Genomic DNA, 17,250 nt, shown 5'->3' with positions numbered 1-17,250 from the left:
GGATTCTGGCCTAGACGCAAGTTGTCCACCGGATTACGCGAACCTCGAAGGTTAGCCCCGATGTTCGTCCTACCCTCATTGACGACATAACGATATTTGCTTTCCAGGCCAGTACCGTTGCCTGCGCGAACACCCCCCCTTTTTATCGGCGCGGGGTGTTCGCGTTCTCCTTTCCGCTTCGTTTCTGCCTCGACGGCCAGTGTCGGGCTGCTAGTCGACCCTGTGCCTGCACTTCGCCCCAGGGCGCATGTGCCGTGTCGGTGGGAGCTTTTCCCACCTGGACAGAGGAGGTCTGATGCGGAAACTGCTGGCAATGCTGGTGTTGGTTCTCGGCGTGGCGGGAGCGATGCGATGCGGTGGGTCGGTGCACACGCCCCTGGAGCAGGTGCAGGAGGACCCCACGCGGCCGACCGGCGGCTGACTCCCCGCCGCTGCTCGTGAGCTCGTGAACATCCGGCGTCCTGGCCGGATGTTTTTTTCGGTTTGTGACTCTAGACTTTCCCTGATGGGGCGGCCCTCTGAGGTGTTCGAGCATGTGCAGGTCCTGTTGCTGGCGGAAGCATGGGCGGCGGCGGCCCTGCACGTGCGCCAAGCGGCGCGGCAAGTGGCGTCGCGGGCCCAGGCGCAGATGTTGCGGGCGCTGGTCGGGTGTGTGCCCCCCCATGTGCGCCTCGCGGATGACTGGCCCGAGGCGCTGCTGTGGACGGCCTATCGGGCCAACGACCTGGCTCTGGCCGACGAGGTACTAGACGCCGATTCGCCTGGACGCTGGCCTGCCTTTGAAGCATACCGGGCCTCGCGCGAGAACCGCTGGCCCGCTACGCTGCGCTGGGCCGAGACCGCCCTGGAGGGTGGCTTAGAAGGAAGGAGTGCCGTGGTGGCTGCCCGGTTCCGCGCCTGCGCCCTGGAGGCGCTGGGTCGCCCCGAATGGCCGGAGGCGTTCGCGGAAGCGTACCGGATCTCCGGGCGGCGCGACCGGGGCCTGCTCAGCCTGGAATGGGGAGTGGCACTCATCCGTGCGGGACAGGAGGGCGCGGCGCGGGAAATCCTGGCCCGCGCCCTGCCCGAGTTGCGCGGCGACGACCGGGCGCTAACCCTGACCCTGGCGAACTTGGGCATCGCCTGCCTGCGGACGGGCGACCTGGAGGCCGCCGAGCGGGCCCTGCGCGAGGCCGTGCGGATGGGGACCTCTGGCGAGGGGGTCGGGCACGTCTCGACCGCGTGGCGGGGACTGGGCGGGTTATACCTGCGCTGGGGCCAGTGGGCGCGGGCTGAACACGCCTATGCTCAGGCCATCCGCACCTCGGACAACGTTCCCGACAGCGTAATGGCAATGCGCTCCTCGGCCGAAGTCATGCGGCTGCGCGGCCACCTGGACGAAGCGCTGAGCCGTCTGCACGACGCCCTGCGCCACGAGGGCGTCCCCGACGGTATGCCCCACCCGCTGTACATCGATCTGGCTGCCCTGAGCGTCCGGTTGGGCCACCAGGACAGCGCCGCCGATCTCCTGGCCCTGGCCCGCCACGCTCGCCTCCAAGATGACTGGCGCGAGACGGTCGTGCGCGCCGAACTGTGCCGACTGGGCGGTGAGGAGGCCGTGGCGGGCGAGCTTTTGTGCCGCCTGGAGGCGCCAGCGTGGTGGACCGATCTGGAAGCGCAGGTGTTCCCCGAGGTCTTCACCCTGGTCGGCAGGCAGCCCCAGTCCCGGGTCTGGACGGCGAGGTTGAGCGCCGACGGTCCGCTGAGGCTGAAGATGAACGGCCGGTCGGTCGAGCTGTCCCCTGTGCGTCCGGCGGCGTCGCTGCTGGCCTTTCTCGTGGCCCACCGGGGCAGCGCCGCCACCGAGCGGGTGCTGGAGGCCCTCGACCTCCCCGGCAACGGAGAGCGGCAGCGTCGGCAAGCCCTGAGCCGCGTGGTGACCGAGCTGCGCGCTGTGCTGGGCTGGCCGGGCGCCGTGCAGAGCAGTGGCACGCTGCTGACCCTCTCGCCGGAGGTGTGCTGGGAACCGCTGCTGCTGCCGCCCCCCGAACACGCCGACACCTTCTGCGAGGGCCGTCTCGACCCCTGGGTGGTGGACTGGCGTTCTGCGCACGAATCGCTCAGTTTTTCTGAATAATCGAGCGCGCGTATCACTTCGCGACAACTTGCCGACACCTCGCGGGCATGCTGTAGTCATGACCCACCGGGTTCTGGAGACCCTGCCCAAAGCTGAGCGCTTGTTTCGCCTAGCTGCCCTACTGCGTGAGGGGCAATTCAGCGTGCGAGACCTCGCCCTGCGGTTGTACCCGGGGGCGCTGGTGGGCGGTGACGGCTGGCCCGGCATCGAGCGTGCTGTGCAACGGGACCTTGAGGTCCTGGAGCGGCTGGAACCGGAATTCGAGTGCCTGAACGTCCGGCCGCCGCGCTACCGGATACGCACCCACCGCACCACCCTGCACCCGGTCAGCCTGCTTGCGCTGTATTCCGCCGCCCGACTGATGTACCACCGTGCCCCGGGCAACCGTCTGCACCACCAAGAAGCCCTGCGGCAGCTCACGGCCTGGCTCCCCGAGCGAGTGCGGGAGGTGGCCGGACGCGGCATGGAGGACATTGGCAAGCGCCGCAGCCGCGAGAGTATGAATCTCGAACACGTCGGCGGCGCCTGGGCGGACGGCCACCCTCTGCGCTTCGAGTACCGCAAACCCGGGGGCAGCGGGCGGCTCAGAACCAACATCGTCGAGACGTATCTCATCGAGGCGCACCCGGTCAACCTCGACCTGTACGTAATCGGCCAGGAGACGACCTACCACCATGCGGTGCGGACCTTCAAGCTTTCGCGGATGCAGAACGTGCGTGTGCTGCGCGAGCAGAGCTATGCTATCCTCGAGACTTTTGACCCCGCCGCCTTCCTGCACTCGGCCTGGGGTGTGGTCGGCGCCCAGGGCAACCACACCATGACCGTGAGGTTGCGTTTCCGGCCCGATGCGGCGTACCGCATCCTGGAAGGCGGGTACGCCCAACTGAGCGAGCCCTTCCGCAACCCCGACGGCACCATCGATACCACCGTCCAGGCCCCCGTGGACGCCACCGGCCTGCCCCGTGAACTGCTCCCCTGGATTCTGGGCTGGGGCCCGCGCGTGCAGGTGCTGGGCCCCCCCGAACTGCGCGGGCACTGGCAGCGCGAATTGCGTGCCGCCGCCGAGAACGCCGAGGTAGAGCCTGCCCAATTCCCGGAAGGGGGGGCGGCGTGACACCCGTCTTCATGGGCCACAGCCCGAGTCGGGAAAACCCGAACTGGCAGACGTTGAAAGCGCATGTCATCGGGGTGACGCTTCGGTTGGAACATCACGTCCGCTACGTCGATGTGCCGAAACTCCTGCCCCACGCGCGGCTCACCGGCTACCTGCACGACCTGGGCAAGTACCGCGAGAGGTTTCAGAAGCACCGCTTGAGATGGAATCCGCGAACTGGACAGCCGGAAGCTTTCGTCGAGGAGCCGGTGCCACACAGCGACGCAGGGGCGAAGGTGATCGAACACCTCCTGACGATGGACCGGGAGGACCGGAGCGAACTGCCGTTCGTGATCGCCAACCACCACGGGCGCTTGAAAGATGTCGATGCCCTGAACAAGCGCCTGAGCGACGCGGAAGTCGAAGAGGTGCTTGGGCTTCTGGACCTCGCCGTCGCCGAGATGCCTGAACTGGGCGATCTCCTGAACAGCGAACTCCCCGATCTGCCCCTGGAGGGTACCGGGCGCGCCTTCCTGATCCGCCTGCTGCTGGGCGCCCTGGTGGACGCCGACCGGCTGGACACGGAGGAGCACGGCAGTCCCAGCAAGGCCAAACTGCGTGACCTGCACGCCGCCGAACAGGGCGAGATGGAATTGCTTCTCGGGCGCCTACAAGACGAGCAAGACCGGAAGGCCACACAGGACACGCGCGATCCTCAACCCATCAACGCTCTCCGACGCGAGATGTACTCGGCCGCATTGTCCAACGCCGAACTGCCCCCCGGCTTCTTCCGCCTCACCATGCCGACCGGGGGCGGTAAAACCCTGACCTCGCTCGCCTTTGCCCTCCGGCACGCGCACTTGAGCCGCCTGCGCCGGGTGGTCTACGCCGTGCCCTTCACCACCATCATCGACCAGACGGCGCGGGTCTTCCGCGACGTGCTGGAGCGGGAGGGCGAATTCAAGGTGTTGGAGCACCACTCCAACCTGGAGGTGACAGAGAGGCCGGAAGGCCAGGAGAACCAGACGAGCGCCCCGGAGCTGGCGACCGAGAACTGGGACGCGCCCGTGATCGTCACCACGACCGTCCGGCTGTTTCAGGAAACCCTGTTCGGCACCCGCACCGCGCAACTCCGGCGGCTGCACAACCTGAGCGGCAGCGTCATCGTGCTGGACGAGGCGCAGAGCCTCCCCGCCCACCTGCTCAGTCCCACCCTGGACGCCCTCAGCTTCCTCGTGAAATACGCCCGTTGCAGCGTCGTGCTGTGCACCGCCACTCAGCCTGCATTGGACGAGCGGCTGGGCTTTCCCGACCTGAAGGACATCCGCGACCTCGTGCCGGACACGGCCCACTACTTCGATGCCCTGCGCCGGGTGGAGTACGAGTTCCGCCTCACGGAGCCAACCGCCTGGCCTGCCCTCGCCGCCGAACTGCTCACGCACGGGCAGGTGCTGTGCATCGTCAACACCCGGCAGCACGCGCATGACCTGTTCGAACTGCTTGGAAACGACGAGGGACACTTCCACCTCTCGACGAACATGTGCCCCGTCCACCGCAAGCGGGAGCTGGCGACCATCCGGGAGCGGCTTGACGCTGGCCTGCCCTGCCGCGTCGTCTCCACCCAACTCATCGAGGCGGGGATCGACGTGGACTTTCCCCGCGTCTACCGCGCGATGGGCCCGCTGGAGGCCGTCGTTCAGGCCGCCGGGCGCTGCAACCGCGAGGGCAAGCTCGACACCGGCCACGTCGTCGTCTTCCGCCCCGAGGACCACCGGATGCCTCAGGGGGACTATCAGGTGCGCGAGAGCCTCGCGGGCATCGCGCTGGGGAGGAACGCAAATCTGCACGACCCGAACGTCTTCGCCCCCTATTTTCGTCAGGTGTACGCCAACGTCTCGACTGCGCCGCAGGTCCGGGTGGGCATGGGCGAGATGCCTTTCCAGAAGGCCCACGCCGAACTCTACTTCGAGCAGGTCGCCGCCGCCTTCCAGATGATCGAGGGCGAGATGGTGCCCGTCGTCATCCGCAGCTACGACCCCGCGAGGGTGGACGCCCTGCTCGCCACCATCCGCGACGCCCGGAGCAAGAGCGAGAGCCGGGACGCCTGGCGGGCCTTGCAGGGCTACACGATCAACCTCTATGCGCACCAGGCCAAGGCCCTCGCTCACCTCCTGACCCCCGTCCCGGAGCTGGAGGAGCGGGCACGGCGCCTCGGGGTGGACCCGCCCGAACTCCGGCAGTGGCCGTTGACGGCGAGGTACGACGACAAGTTGGGCATCGTCGCGGCCTTCAACGACGACCCGTACACCTCGTTCTGAAAGGAGATGAGTCATGCTCATCGTTGAGAACAAGTGGGACGGTTCGGTGACCAAACGAAAAAGCCCGCACAGAGGCGGGCAAGGCACTTCTCTAACCCTTTTACTGTTTCAATCCGCCGATCCCCCTGCGGGATCAGAGCACCAGCATACCTCCAGCAGTTTCCCTCGTTGTACCCTATTACTGAAGTTTGACGCGGGGAGGTACGGGCGGTACGGTTGGTCCATGCGAGAGAATGCTGCCTTTGCCCACGCCGTGAACCAGGCCCTCCTGACCGTTGCCAGCACGGCAGGGCTGAGCTGGACGGTAAAAGGTCGTGTTTTCAAGCGGCTTGAGCGCCGAGTCCGCGCTGCCGCGTACGCCAATTCTGATTGGGACGATTTCGCCGAATGGTGCCAACTCGAACTGGCTGACTTGTTGGCGAACGAGGACATCGGATCACTCTGCCGTCTCTCACTAGCCGCTTGGTTTGCTCGGGAGGTGTTGAGCTGCCTGACTGGAAGTTTTGACGGTGACGAAGCTGCGTAGTGCTCCCCGGCGGGGCAGCCCACACGCTGCCCTGCTTCGCCCTCTCTCGAAAGGAGACCTCATGTGCTGGAACTGAAAGTCTGGAGCGACTACGCCTGTTTCACCCGCCCCGAGAACAAGGTGGAGCGCGTCACCTACGACGTGATGACCCCCTCGGCGGCGCGGGGCGTGCTGGAAGCCGTCTTCTGGAAACCCGAGTTCGAGTGGCAGGTGCGCGAAATTGCCGTGCTGAAGCCCATCCGCCGCTTCAGCCTCCTGCGGAACGAGGTCAACACACTCGCGTCCGAGCGGACGGCGAGGGCCTGGGCGGCGAACGGCGGCGGTTTCCTCGCCGAGGAGGACCGGGCGCAACGGCACGCGCTGGTGCTGCGCGACGTGTGTTACGTGATACGGGCGGACATCGTGCCGAGGGCGCACGCCACCGACCCGCTTCAGAAGTACACCGAAATGTTCACCCGCCGCGCCGAGAAGGGGCAGGCGTTCCACCAGCCTTACCTGGGCAACCGCGAGTTCACTGCGTTTTTCGGCCCGCCAGACCCCTCGGAAACGCCCATCGACCTCAGTGAGGACCTGGGCCGAATGCTCTTCGACCTGCACTTTCAGGAGAACGGGAAAGGCCGCCTCAAATACCGCGCTCACGGTGAGGGCGGCGCCCGCTGGGCCACCGGCAACGCCACGCCGCGTTTCTTTAACGCGAGGCTGGACAAAGGCGTCCTGCACGTTCCTCGCCACCTTTATGGCGAGGTGGACGCATGAGCCTCCTGCACCAACTCCGCGAGTACGAGCTGAGGATGCGTCGGGAGGGCAAGAAACCCGTCTCCGAGGGGGAGCAGGCGGGCGGGGACGAGATGCCCTTCATGTACGCCCTGCAACCCGTGCGCTGGAGGGTCACCCTCCGGGGTGACGGCACGGTGCTCGATGTGCAGCCTCTCAGCAGCGGCAAGACGAAGGGGAAGGATTTGGGGAAGCCCACACCCGCGCCGAACCTCGTCCGCACGGTGGGGATCAAGCCGCGCCTCTTGACGGACAACGCCGAATACGTGCTGGGGTTCGCCAAGAAGGAAGGCGATCCCAAGGTGGGGCAGCGTCATGACGCCTTCAAGGCGCTCGTCCAAGCTTGCGCCGAGGCTACAGGTGAACCCAGCGTGCAGGCGGTGGCGAGGTTCCTTGGCGGCCACGACCCGGCGAGCTTCAAGGAAAAATATCTGGCTGCCTTTTCCGACTTCACGCCCGATACCAACGTGACGTTCAGCGTCGAGGGTGTGGAGCCGCTGACGCTTCCCGCCGTGCAGCGGTTCTGGGCGGCTCAGTTTGGGCAGGGGGACAACGAGAACGGCGCAACAGCCCTGATCGCCGAGTGCCTGATCACAGGTGAGGTCGGCCCGGTAATGGAACGCGAGCCGGTCAAGATCAAAGGCATCTTAGGCGGGCAGACGAGCGGGATGAACTTCATCAGTGCCAACGCCCAAGCGTTCGAGTCCTACGGCCTGCAAGCCTCCCAGATCGCCCCGGTCAAGTTCGAGGCGGCGGAGCAGTACGCCAACGGCCTCAACCGCCTGCTGGCCGATCCAAATACCAGCCTGAAGGTGGGCGGCGTCACTTACGCCTTCTGGACGGGCGAGGGGGCCGTGCCACTGGTGTCGAGGACGCTGCAAGAACCTCCTGCGGAATTGACGCACAGGTTCGCTATCCAGAAGAAGCGCGAGAAGAAGGCCCGCCCCGAGGAGGTCAGGCAGACCCTCTGGGGCATCTTCCAGGGCGAGCAGCCCACGCTGAAACCGGGAGCAGCCTTCCACGCCGTGGGGCTGACCCCGAGCGGAAGCCGGATCGCCGTCCGCACCCATCTCACGAGCACCGTGCAGGAGGCGGTGGACAACCTGAGCGACTACTTCACCGCGCAGTCCCTCGTGATCGCCAACCCGAAGTACGACCGCGAAAGCTACGACATCCGCACGCTGGTCAGCGGCATGTACCGCGACATCAACAAGGAACACACGGCGCCGGACGTGGACGCGCTGGTGCAGTTCGCGCTCTCGGGGCGGCCCCTGCCCGAGTCGTTCCTGGCGCGGCTCGCCGCCCGCAACCGCGCCGACGAGTACCGCGTGACTCGGCCCCGCGCCGTGCTGACCAAGATGGTGCTTCTCTCCCGTGACAGGAAGGAGTTGGACATGGACAAAGACTCACTCGACGCCCTCAATCCTGGGCAGCCCGAACCGGCCTACCACCTGGGGCGGCTGCTCGCCGTGCTGGACGACATCCAGGGCAGCGTGATGAGGGCGAACACCACGCTGGTGGACCGCTTCTACGGCTCGATGAGCATCACGCCCTACGCGGTGGTGGGCCGCCTGATCCACGGCTCGCAGGCGCACCTGCAAAAGCTTCGCAAGGAGAACGAACCCGCCTACCGCGCCAAGCAGCGCGAACTGGAAGACGTGATGAGCCGCCTGGCGGATATTCCTGCCAAACCGCTGACCACAGCTCAGCAGTCCCTTTTTGCGCTGGGCTACTACCACCAGAGGGCCGAGATCAACGCCGGAATCCGGGAACGCGCCGAAGCGAAGAAAGCCAGGGCCGAGGCCGAGAAGAACGTCCCGCAGCCCGAACCCCTGCTCACCGAAGGAGCCGTCCAATGACCAGCGCGACTGCCGAACAGCCCGCTACCACCGCGCCCCACTTCAACGCCACCAACCGCCACGATTTCGTCCTGATCTTCGACGTGACGAACGGAAATCCCAATGGCGACCCGGACGCTGGCAACCTGCCACGCACCGACCCTGAGACGGGCCTGGGCATCGTGACGGACGTGTCGCTCAAGCGCAAGGTCCGCAACTACGTGGACGCGCTGCGGGGCGGCGAAGAACGTTACAAGATCTACGTCCAGCAGGGCGCCATCCTGAACAACCAGCACGGCCGGGCTTACACCGCGCTCGGCAAGGACCCGAAGAAGGCCACTCAAACCGACATCCAGGCCGCGAAAAAGTGGATGTGCGAGAACTTCTTCGACATCCGCACCTTTGGCGCCGTGATGAGCACCGAGGTCAACGCGGGACAGGTGCGCGGCCCGGTGCAACTGACCTTCGCGCGCAGCGTCGATCCGATCCTGGGACTGGACGCCGCCATCACCCGCGTGGCGCTCACCAAGCCCGCCCCCAAGCAGGCGGCGGAGGACGAAACGGCCCGCAGCGGCACGATGGGCCGCAAGGCCTACATCCCCTACGGACTCTACGTGGCGCACGGCTTCTACGTGCCCGCCTTCGCCCGCGACACCGGCTTCGGCGACGAGGACCTGGCCGTGCTGTGGCAGGCCCTGGTGAACATGTGGGACCTCGACCGCAGCGCCTCGCGCGGCCTGACCGCCTGCCGGGGGCTGTACGTGTTCAGCCACTCGTCGCCTCTGGGGAACGCGCCCGCCCACAGGCTCCTCGACCTCGTGAAGCCCAGACGCCGCGAGGACGTGACCGTGGCCCGCGGCTTCGACGATTACCAGCCGGTCGAGGTGGACACGTTTAGGCTGCCGCAGGGCGTCACGCTGACCCGGTTGGACGAGTAAACGCGAACGCATGGCCGGGCCTCCCCCCGGCCCTTTTCCTTCTGGAGGCCCTATGGACGAGCCGGTCACGCTCTCGGCCCTGCAACACTTCGTCTTCTGCCCTCGCCAGTTCGCTCTGATCCACGTCGAGGGGGTGTGGGAGGACACCGGCCAGACGGCGCGCGGTCACCAGTCGCACGCGCGGGCGCATGGCGGCGGGAGCGAGGAGCGGGACGGGGTGCGGACCCTGCGCGCCCTGCCCCTGGTGTCGCGCCTGCACGGCCTCGCCGGGATAGCGGACGTGGTGGAACTCCTCCCGGACGGCTCGCCCCGCCCGGTGGAGTACAAGTCGGGCCGCGCCAAACCCCGCCTCGCGGACGAGGTGCAGCTCTGCGCGCAGGCCCTCTGTCTGGAGGAGATGTTCGGCGTGAGCATCGCGCAGGGCTTCATCTATCACGTCGCCAGCCGCAAGCGCCGGGACGTGGCCTTTACCCCCGAACTGCGCGGGGCAGTGCTGGAGACGCGGGACGGCGTGAGGGCCCTGCTGGGCAGCGGCGAGCTTCCCTCACCCGCCGCCGACGAACGCTGCCAGTTTTGCAGCCTCTTCGATGCCTGCGAGCCCTTCGCCCCGCGCGACTTTCCCGCCGGCTACGACCCCTTCGACACGAGGTTGCTATGAGGACGCTGCTCAATACCCTGTACGTGCAGACCCAGAAGAGCTACCTGCATCTGGAGAACGACAACGTGCGGGTCGACGTGGAAGGCGAGAGGAAGGCCATGCTGCCCCTCCACCACCTCGACGGGATCGTCGTCTTTGGGAACGTGCTGCTCAGTCCCTTCCTGATTCAGAAGCTGGCGCGAGCGCACAAGCCCGTCACCTGGCTGACCGAGTGGGGCCAGTTCACTGCCCGCACCGAGACGCCGGTCAGCGGCAATGTCCTGCTGAGGGTCGCCCAGCACGCCTGCACCTGCGACCCCGGCCGCACCCTGGCGGTGGCACGGTACGTCGCGGCGGGAAAACTTCAGAACCAGAAGACGACCCTGCTCCGCTCGGCCCGGGAGGCGGCCGAGGAGGACGCCCCCACCCTGCGTCAGGCCGCGCGCGACATCAACGCGCAGGTCGGGGTGCTGCCCCTTGCCGAGACTGTGGACGAGGTACGCGGCATCGAAGGCACTGCCGCCCGCAGCTACTTCGAGGTGTTCAGCCTGATGCTGCGCGCCAACCGTGACTTCTTCTGGCTGGGCGAGCGCACCCGCAGGCCCGCCCGCGACCCTATCAATGCTGTCCTCAACTACGTGTACACGCTCCTTGCGGGCGAGTGCGCCAGCGCGTGCCAGACGGTGGGTCTCGACCCGCAGATCGGCTTTCTCCATGCCCTGCGCCCCGGACGCCAGAGCCTCGCCCTCGACCTGATGGAGGAACTGCGCCCGGTGATCGCCGACCGCGCCGTCCTCACCCTGATCAACCGTCAGCAACTCACCCCGCGTGATTTCACCCTGCACGAGGGCCGCACCGTCACCCTCACCGAGGACGGGCGGCGGACCATCCTCCGGCACCTCCAGGAGCGCAAGGGCGAGGAGGTTTTCCACTCCCTGACCGGGCGCAAGACGCCGCTCGGGCTGATCCCGCACGTCCAGGCCCGTCTGCTCGCCCAGCACCTGCGCGGTGACCGGCCCCACTACCCGCCGTACCTGCACCGATGATCGACCTGCTGATCACCTACGACGTGTCCACCGACACGTCCGCCGGGCGCAGGCGGCTGCGCCGGGTCGCCAAGGTCTGCGTCGCCCACGGCCAGCGGGTCCAGCACAGCGTCTTCGAGATCAGTGTGACGGAGGTCCAGCTCCTCGCCCTGCGTGAGCGGCTGCTCTCCGAGATGGATCCTACTGAGGACAGCATCCGCATCTACCGACTGCGCCAGCCCCGCGAGCGTTTTGTGGAGGCCTTCGGGCGAGACGGCTACCGCGACCTGGGTGCCCCCCTGATCCTATAACCCTTACGCGAACCCCCCGCGACGGTGGTCGGCCGAAGGGTTCGCGTTTTGCAGAAGGTCCATGCTGGACGCGGTGCATGACAACGGAGAGAAAGGTCAGGTGCTGAACGCTGGACAGGTCAGGAGAGGTTCGCGCAAGATAAAGGATAGAATGCGTGCTGGAGGGAATTGGGCATGTAAACCGTTGCAGCCGTCCTTCGGGGCGGCTGAGGATTGAAACGCCGAGTGCCAGATCGGGAGGACGTGCGCGAAGTGTTGCAGCCGTCCTTCGGGGCGGCTGAGGATTGAAACGATCAGGCCCCGCTTCGTCTTGCCCATGAAGCTCGTTGCAGCCGTCCTTCGGGGCGGCTGAGGATTGAAACCCCAGCGTGCGCAAGGCGTTGCGCGACGGATGCAAGTTGCAGCCGTCCTTCGGGGCGGCTGAGGATTGAAACACCGTCAGCCTCGCCGCCTACGATGCAGACGGACACGGTTGCAGCCGTCCTTCGGGGCGGCTGAGGATTGAAACTGCCGCCACCCGGAAACCGACTCAAGGATCACGGTGTTGCAGCCGTCCTTCGGGGCGGCTGAGGATTGAAACTCCACCTTGAAGGTGATCACGGCGGCATCCTCGAGTTGCAGCCGTCCTTCGGGGCGGCTGAGGATTGAAACAAACTCACGGGGATGGAAGCTGCGGCGAACGGCGGTTGCAGCCGTCCTTCGGGGCGGCTGAGGATTGAAACGTCAGGAAGACGGGGAGAAAGCCCGCCACTGAAGTTGCAGCCGTCCTTCGGGGCGGCTGAGGATTGAAACAGCCTACGCGCCCAGTAGTCCCTCATGTGGGGACGTTGCAGCCGTCCTTCGGGGCGGCTGAGGATTGAAACCAGTACAACCCCTCCATCGCGCTGTAACTCATGGCGTTGCAGCCGTCCTTCGGGGCGGCTGAGGATTGAAACGGGACCAACTCAACGAGCACCGCGCGAGCCTGGGGTTGCAGCCGTCCTTCGGGGCGGCTGAGGATTGAAACCTCGTACGGCGCACAGCTCCTCGATGAGCGTGCCGGTTGCAGCCGTCCTTCGGGGCGGCTGAGGATTGAAACTCGCCCTCGCCCGCGCGCGCCGCGAGAATCCGCAGTTGCAGCCGTCCTTCGGGGCGGCTGAGGATTGAAACTGCAGCATATTTAGCCGCGTATCCAAAATGGTCCTTGTTGCAGCCGTCCTTCGGGGCGGCTGAGGATTGAAACCCGCAACAGCCCGATCACCGCCCGGTAGCGCAGCAGGTTGCAGCCGTCCTTCGGGGCGGCTGAGGATTGAAACCCTGAACTCAGGCCAGGGGAGAGACTCACCCCGTTGCAGCCGTCCTTCGGGGCGGCTGAGGATTGAAACGGCGGGCTGGCCCGCCAGGGCGAGGCGAGCGCGCGGTTGCAGCCGTCCTTCGGGGCGGCTGAGGATTGAAACTCGCCCGTGGTAGCGATCTGGGCCAGCGCCTCAAAGTTGCAGCCGTCCTTCGGGGCGGCTGAGGATTGAAACGGAGCGCGGCAGTTGAGCAGCACCAGAGGCCCGGAGTTGCAGCCGTCCTTCGGGGCGGCTGAGGATTGAAACACGGTGTCACGGCGCGGGACGCAGCAGAGCTACGTGTTGCAGCCGTCCTTCGGGGCGGCTGAGGATTGAAACATGGAGGGCACGGCAAAGGGACTGGGGACGACCACGTTGCAGCCGTCCTTCGGGGCGGCTGAGGATTGAAACCCGATAAACCTGTGATCCCGCCACGCCTCCCAGGTGTTGCAGCCGTCCTTCGGGGCGGCTGAGGATTGAAACGAGTTCGACGTGATCGTGACCCCGCTCGGGTACAGTTGCAGCCGTCCTTCGGGGCGGCTGAGGATTGAAACGGGGGTGGGGGACGGTTGCTGTTGTTGCGGCCCGTTGCAGCCGTCCTTCGGGGCGGCTGAGGATTGAAACGTGCCGCTGCGCTCCATGTTGTTGCCGTCCCAGTGTTGCAGCCGTCCTTCGGGGCGGCTGAGGATTGAAACATGGCACTACCTCCCCCACCCGGGCCCCCCCTCGTGGTTGCAGCCGTCCTTCGGGGCGGCTGAGGATTGAAACCACAAGGGCGGTAAGGCCACTGCGCTTGGCATCGTCGTTGCAGCCGTCCTTCGGGGCGGCTGAGGATTGAAACCTGGGGCGACGGTACCCACTGGGGCGTCGGTCTCCCGTTGCAGCCGTCCTTCGGGGCGGCTGAGGATTGAAACAACGGCTCCCGTAACCTCGACGTACGCCTGCTGGGGTTGCAGCCGTCCTTTGGGGTGACTGAGGATTGAAGCCACATCCTGCTGCCGGTGCCGCATCCCCAGTCCAGGCCCACCAGCGCAGGAGGTCAACTGCCCCGCATGTGCTCCTTGAGTCGGTCGTCGGCTCATTTGCCGTAGGTCCGGGCCGTCTGCACGTCGCTGTGCCCCAGGTGCTCGGCCACGTCCTGAAGCTGAAACCCTGCCCGCACCAGCCGCGTCCCCGCCGTATGCCGCAGCGCGTGCAGGCCCAAATAGGGAATGCCTTCGCGTTTGCACAAGGTCCGCAGTCTCCCCCGCGCCGCTTCCGGCGTCCGCCCGATCACCGCCACCTCTTCTTTTGCCGACCCACCGCCAGCCGGTCCGCAAAGAAGAAAGCCCACCCACGCCTCCTCGTCCGCCCCTGCCAGATTGACATTCAAGGGCCCTACCACCGGCCGAGTTCACGCTTGAGCGTGTCGTCACTCCACTTGGCATAGACCCGGGTGGTCTCGATGCTGGCGTGCCCCAGGTGCTGGGCGGCCGCCTCCAGGCTCAGCCCCGCGCGCACGATCCGGGTCCCGTTGTAGTGCCGCAGCGCGTGCAGCCCCCGGTACGCCACCCCCGCCTGCTTGCACAAGGTCTTGAGCCTCAGCCTGGCCGCCTCGGGACTGCGCCCGATCACCAGCCCGGTCTTGCCACCCAGGGCCGCGAGTGCCGCGGTCAGCGAGGCGCTGAGGTTGATCACCCTGGCCTTCCCGCCTTTCCCGTCCCGCACCCGCAGCGTTCCGGCGTCAAGCTGCACGTCCTCCCATGTGAGAGCGACGATCTCGCTGGCCCGCAGCCCGGCGTGCGCCCCCAGCAGGACCAGCAGGCGCAGCTCGGGCGTCGCGGCGCCGAGGAGTTTTTGCACGTCCTCCTCCGGGTAGGGCTGGCGCTTGTCCCAGGGCGCCGTCTTATCCCGGGCGGGCCGCGCGTCGAGGAAGGGATCGGCGGTGGTCGCCCCGGCCCAGCGCAGCGCCCGGTAGAGCTGGCGCACCCCGGCGAGGTAGACCTGCGCCGTCGAGGGCGCCTTGCCCGAGGCCTCCAGGGAGCGGAGATACAAGGCGCCCGCGTCAGGCGTCGGGTTGAGCAGCGCGACGGCCGCCGTGTTCCCGTAGGCCAACCAGTGACGGACGCCCAGGCGGTACATCCGCAGGGTGTGGGGACGCACGCGCGCCCCGGCCGAACCGTGGGTCGTCATGTACGCCTCGGTCAGGTCCCAGAGGGCTTCCCCATCCCGGTCCCTGGCCGCCGCCACCGCCCGGCGGCGCCGCTCATCGAGAGGCAAGTCCACCCAGGTGCGGGCGCGGGCGACCAACTCGCCCTTATAGACATCTAGGGTCAAGGCGTCACCACCTCACACCCCAGCTTGCGGTAGTCAAGATCAAACGAGGCGACCGCCTCCCCCCGTCCCTTGGCACAGGCGGCCAGGTAGGCGTCCGCGAAATCCACACTGCGGGTCAGCATCAGGCGCAACCCTTCGAGCACGGCGTCTTCTTCCGGCAGGGTCAATCCGTCGGCCGCCAGGAAGCGGAGCAGGCCCTCGGCGATCTCCACCCGGTCCCGCTTGTAAAAGGAGTTGAGGACCCAGGTGCACTCGGCGATCACGAGGGCGGTCACGACGAGCTGCACTTCTCCCCGCTCGGCGCGTTCCAGCAGGCCCTCGACCCGCCGGGCGTGCTCCTCGTGGTCGTTGACGAGGAAGCGCAGGATGGCGTTGGCATCCAGCCACAGGTTCAAGGGGAACGCTCCAGCTCTTCCCCGAGTTCACGCCCGATGCTCTCCCGCAGTTCTTCCTTCTCGGGCAGCGGCGGCCCGGCGAACATCCCCCGCAACTCACTCACCCTCGTCTTCTTCACGACTTTGGCGGAGAACCCGCCCTCCTGAAGCTCGATCAGCAGTTGGTCGCCAGCACCGAGTCCCAACGCTTCCCGAACGTTCGCTGGGATCGTCACCTGTCCCTTACTTGTTAGCACTGTTCGTCCCATCACTGTACCTCCTTACTCTCATTCTACTCCCAGCTCTCCCCTACTCGTAAGAATTATACCCTTTTGATAAGGTGACTTAGCAGAAAAAATTAGGAATGACAGCTTTGAAAACTGAGTGGCACGCAGCTTGGTACAATGACAGCATGACCGCCAAGTCCGCCTACGAAGTGAAGATGAACGCCCAGGGGCGAGTCGTCGTGCCCTTCCAGGTCCGCGAACGACTCAACATCCCGGAGGGAGGCGAATTCGTCCTGTACCTGGACGGCGAGCGCATCGTGATGGAGCGGAAAGGAGAGGCCCGGTCACGCCTCTTCGCCCTGGGTGCTCAGCTCGCCTCTAAGGACGTGAGTTTAACCGATGAGTTGTTGCAGGACCGCCGGGAGGCCTCCCGGCGTGAGGCGGACGAGTGATCGTCCTGGATGCCAGCGCCGTAATCGCCTGGCTTCGGCGCGAGCCGGGAGCGGAGCAGGTGGACGCGGCCTTCGAGGATGAGCCGATCATCAGTGCAGTGAACTTCGCCGAGGTGTTGAGCAAGGTGGGCGAGCGTGGCGGAGACGTGCGGGCGACAGCGCGCGACCTCCGCATCGAGGGGTTGCAGGTCGAGCCCTATGGGGATGCGGACGCGGTGGTGACGGCCGAGTTGCGCGTGCCGACCCAAGCGCAAGGGCTCAGCCTGGGGGACCGGGCCTGCCTGGCCCTGGCGCAACGCCTCGGGGTCCCCGCCTTCACCGCCGACCGGGCCTGGAGCAGCCTGACGGTCGGCGTGCCCGTCACCGTGATCCGATGAACCGGGAGGTGAGGGTGGCCGGGCAAGAAGACCCTCCCAGCCGCCCGGAAGGCGCTGCTCCCGAGGGCCTGGGGCGTGGACGCGGCCTCACGGCGGCGCAGGGACGCGAGCTGCGCCAGGTCGTCGAGGAACTGATGCACATCCTGGCCGCGCCCGAGCACTTTGGCGCTGCCGAGCGCGAGCGTGTTCTTCAGCGCGCGCGGGCGGTCCTCCAGGCGACCGCCCCGCACCTGGAGACAGAGGACGGACGGTGACGTGGCATCAGGAATGCGACTTCCCGCCGGTGGTCGAGGCCTCGTTCGCACCTATCGAGGGACTGCCCGAGCGGGAAGAACCACACAACCACGCCACGGCGTTCGGTCTGGCGCACGTCGAATTGGAGGACGGCGAGGAGAGCGAGGTGCAGGGGGTCGTCTACCTGTTCCATCCGCCCGCCTTTGACGCCCCGCACTGGGAAGTGCTGGGGTACTGCGTCCGCAAAAAAAGCTATGAGACGGCGCGGGCCTTCCCCCTCGACGAGAGCGAGGAGGCGCGGGCCTACGCGCGGGGCCTGGCGGTGGCGATCCTCGCCGTGCTGGAGGAGCCGGGCGGCGGATACAGTTCCTGAGCGGCCTC

19 protein-coding genes and 1 CRISPR repeat array are annotated in these 17,250 nt (G+C 66.7%); of the genes, 15 read left to right on the top strand and 4 right to left on the bottom strand.

Annotated features, from left to right (window positions below; all coding sequences use genetic code 11):
- Positions 1-295 precede the first annotated feature (295 nt).
- The 11 genes from IC605_RS25080 to cas2 all read left to right on the top strand — a co-directional run bounded on the left by IC605_RS25080 (position 296) and on the right by cas2 (position 11,576).
- Complete coding sequence (locus IC605_RS25080) at positions 296-421, top strand: hypothetical protein (protein WP_281416262.1); 126 nt, start codon at positions 296-298, stop codon at positions 419-421.
- Positions 422-505: 84 nt separating this feature from the next.
- On the top strand, positions 506-2,116 hold the full coding sequence (locus tag IC605_RS10095) for a tetratricopeptide repeat protein (RefSeq protein ID WP_216322741.1): 1,611 nt from the start codon (positions 506-508) through the stop codon (positions 2,114-2,116).
- A 58-nt stretch (positions 2,117-2,174) separates the two neighbouring features.
- Positions 2,175-3,230 carry a helix-turn-helix transcriptional regulator gene (locus tag IC605_RS10090; protein ID WP_216322737.1) on the top strand — a complete coding sequence of 352 codons (1,056 nt, stop codon included), beginning with the start codon at positions 2,175-2,177 and terminating at the stop codon, positions 3,228-3,230.
- Entirely contained in the window at positions 3,227-5,527 is a 2,301-nt protein-coding gene (locus IC605_RS10085) for a CRISPR-associated endonuclease Cas3'' (RefSeq protein ID WP_216322734.1), read from the top strand. The genes IC605_RS10090 and IC605_RS10085 overlap by 4 nt, the downstream gene beginning before the upstream one ends.
- A 13-nt stretch (positions 5,528-5,540) precedes the next feature.
- On the top strand, positions 5,541-6,053 hold the full coding sequence (locus IC605_RS10080; protein WP_216322730.1) for a hypothetical protein: 513 nt from the start codon (positions 5,541-5,543) through the stop codon (positions 6,051-6,053).
- A 63-nt stretch (positions 6,054-6,116) separates the two neighbouring features.
- Complete coding sequence (cas5c, locus tag IC605_RS10075; protein WP_216322727.1) at positions 6,117-6,809, top strand: type I-C CRISPR-associated protein Cas5c; 693 nt, start codon at positions 6,117-6,119, stop codon at positions 6,807-6,809.
- Positions 6,806-8,686 (top strand): type I-C CRISPR-associated protein Cas8c/Csd1, encoded by a 1,881-nt coding sequence (gene cas8c, locus IC605_RS10070; protein ID WP_216322724.1) that lies wholly within the window; start codon positions 6,806-6,808, stop codon positions 8,684-8,686. Before cas5c ends, cas8c begins: the two co-directional genes overlap by 4 nt.
- Entirely contained in the window at positions 8,683-9,603 is a 921-nt protein-coding gene (cas7c, locus tag IC605_RS10065; protein WP_216322722.1) for a type I-C CRISPR-associated protein Cas7/Csd2, read from the top strand. The genes cas8c and cas7c overlap by 4 nt, the downstream gene beginning before the upstream one ends.
- A 52-nt stretch (positions 9,604-9,655) precedes the next feature.
- On the top strand, positions 9,656-10,261 hold the full coding sequence (gene cas4, locus IC605_RS10060) for a CRISPR-associated protein Cas4 (protein ID WP_246580669.1): 606 nt from the start codon (positions 9,656-9,658) through the stop codon (positions 10,259-10,261).
- Positions 10,258-11,286, top strand: a complete 1,029-nt coding sequence (gene cas1c / locus IC605_RS10055; protein WP_216322716.1) for a type I-C CRISPR-associated endonuclease Cas1c — start codon at positions 10,258-10,260, stop codon at positions 11,284-11,286. Before cas4 ends, cas1c begins: the two co-directional genes overlap by 4 nt.
- Complete coding sequence (cas2, locus tag IC605_RS10050) at positions 11,283-11,576, top strand: CRISPR-associated endonuclease Cas2 (RefSeq protein ID WP_246580668.1); 294 nt, start codon at positions 11,283-11,285, stop codon at positions 11,574-11,576. Before cas1c ends, cas2 begins: the two co-directional genes overlap by 4 nt.
- A 183-nt stretch (positions 11,577-11,759) precedes the next feature.
- Positions 11,760-13,875: a CRISPR direct-repeat array (repeat unit 37 nt; unit sequence GTTGCAGCCGTCCTTCGGGGCGGCTGAGGATTGAAAC).
- 92 nt (positions 13,876-13,967) lie between these two features.
- On the opposite strand, the gene IC605_RS25075 is transcribed toward cas2, so the two are convergent.
- The 4 genes from IC605_RS25075 to IC605_RS10030 all read right to left on the bottom strand — a co-directional run bounded on the left by IC605_RS25075 (position 13,968) and on the right by IC605_RS10030 (position 15,848).
- A complete protein-coding gene (locus IC605_RS25075; protein WP_343216576.1) occupies positions 13,968-14,165 on the bottom strand; it encodes a tyrosine-type recombinase/integrase in 198 nt (65 codons plus the stop codon).
- A 101-nt stretch (positions 14,166-14,266) separates the two neighbouring features.
- On the bottom strand, positions 14,267-15,205 hold the full coding sequence (locus tag IC605_RS10040; RefSeq protein WP_246580667.1) for a tyrosine-type recombinase/integrase: 939 nt from the start codon (positions 15,203-15,205) through the stop codon (positions 14,267-14,269).
- Entirely contained in the window at positions 15,202-15,600 is a 399-nt protein-coding gene (locus tag IC605_RS10035) for a type II toxin-antitoxin system VapC family toxin (RefSeq protein WP_216322710.1), read from the bottom strand. Before IC605_RS10035 ends, IC605_RS10040 begins: the two co-directional genes overlap by 4 nt.
- The gene (locus tag IC605_RS10030; RefSeq protein ID WP_246580666.1) at positions 15,597-15,848 is read right to left on the bottom strand and encodes an AbrB/MazE/SpoVT family DNA-binding domain-containing protein; all 252 of its coding nucleotides are present in this window, start codon (positions 15,846-15,848) and stop codon (positions 15,597-15,599) included. Before IC605_RS10030 ends, IC605_RS10035 begins: the two co-directional genes overlap by 4 nt.
- 143 nt (positions 15,849-15,991) lie before the next feature.
- On the opposite strand from IC605_RS10030, the gene IC605_RS10025 reads away from it, so the two are divergent.
- Genes IC605_RS10025 through IC605_RS10010 form a run of 4 tightly spaced genes read left to right on the top strand, consistent with a single transcriptional unit; the run spans position 15,992 to position 17,242 of the window.
- Complete coding sequence (locus IC605_RS10025; RefSeq protein WP_216322704.1) at positions 15,992-16,258, top strand: AbrB/MazE/SpoVT family DNA-binding domain-containing protein; 267 nt, start codon at positions 15,992-15,994, stop codon at positions 16,256-16,258.
- The gene (locus IC605_RS10020; RefSeq protein WP_216322701.1) at positions 16,255-16,635 is read left to right on the top strand and encodes a type II toxin-antitoxin system VapC family toxin; all 381 of its coding nucleotides are present in this window, start codon (positions 16,255-16,257) and stop codon (positions 16,633-16,635) included. Before IC605_RS10025 ends, IC605_RS10020 begins: the two co-directional genes overlap by 4 nt.
- On the top strand, positions 16,632-16,889 hold the full coding sequence (locus IC605_RS10015; protein ID WP_216322698.1) for a hypothetical protein: 258 nt from the start codon (positions 16,632-16,634) through the stop codon (positions 16,887-16,889). Before IC605_RS10020 ends, IC605_RS10015 begins: the two co-directional genes overlap by 4 nt.
- The gene (locus IC605_RS10010) at positions 16,886-17,242 is read left to right on the top strand and encodes a hypothetical protein (protein ID WP_216322695.1); all 357 of its coding nucleotides are present in this window, start codon (positions 16,886-16,888) and stop codon (positions 17,240-17,242) included. The genes IC605_RS10015 and IC605_RS10010 overlap by 4 nt, the downstream gene beginning before the upstream one ends.
- Positions 17,243-17,250: the final 8 nt, after the last annotated feature.

This window comes from Deinococcus aestuarii (assembly GCF_018863415.1).
Taxonomy (GTDB): Bacteria; Deinococcota; Deinococci; order Deinococcales; family Deinococcaceae; genus Deinococcus; species Deinococcus aestuarii.
Note: the sequence above shows the minus strand (reverse complement) of the source record. Positions and strands in the feature narration are given on the sequence as shown.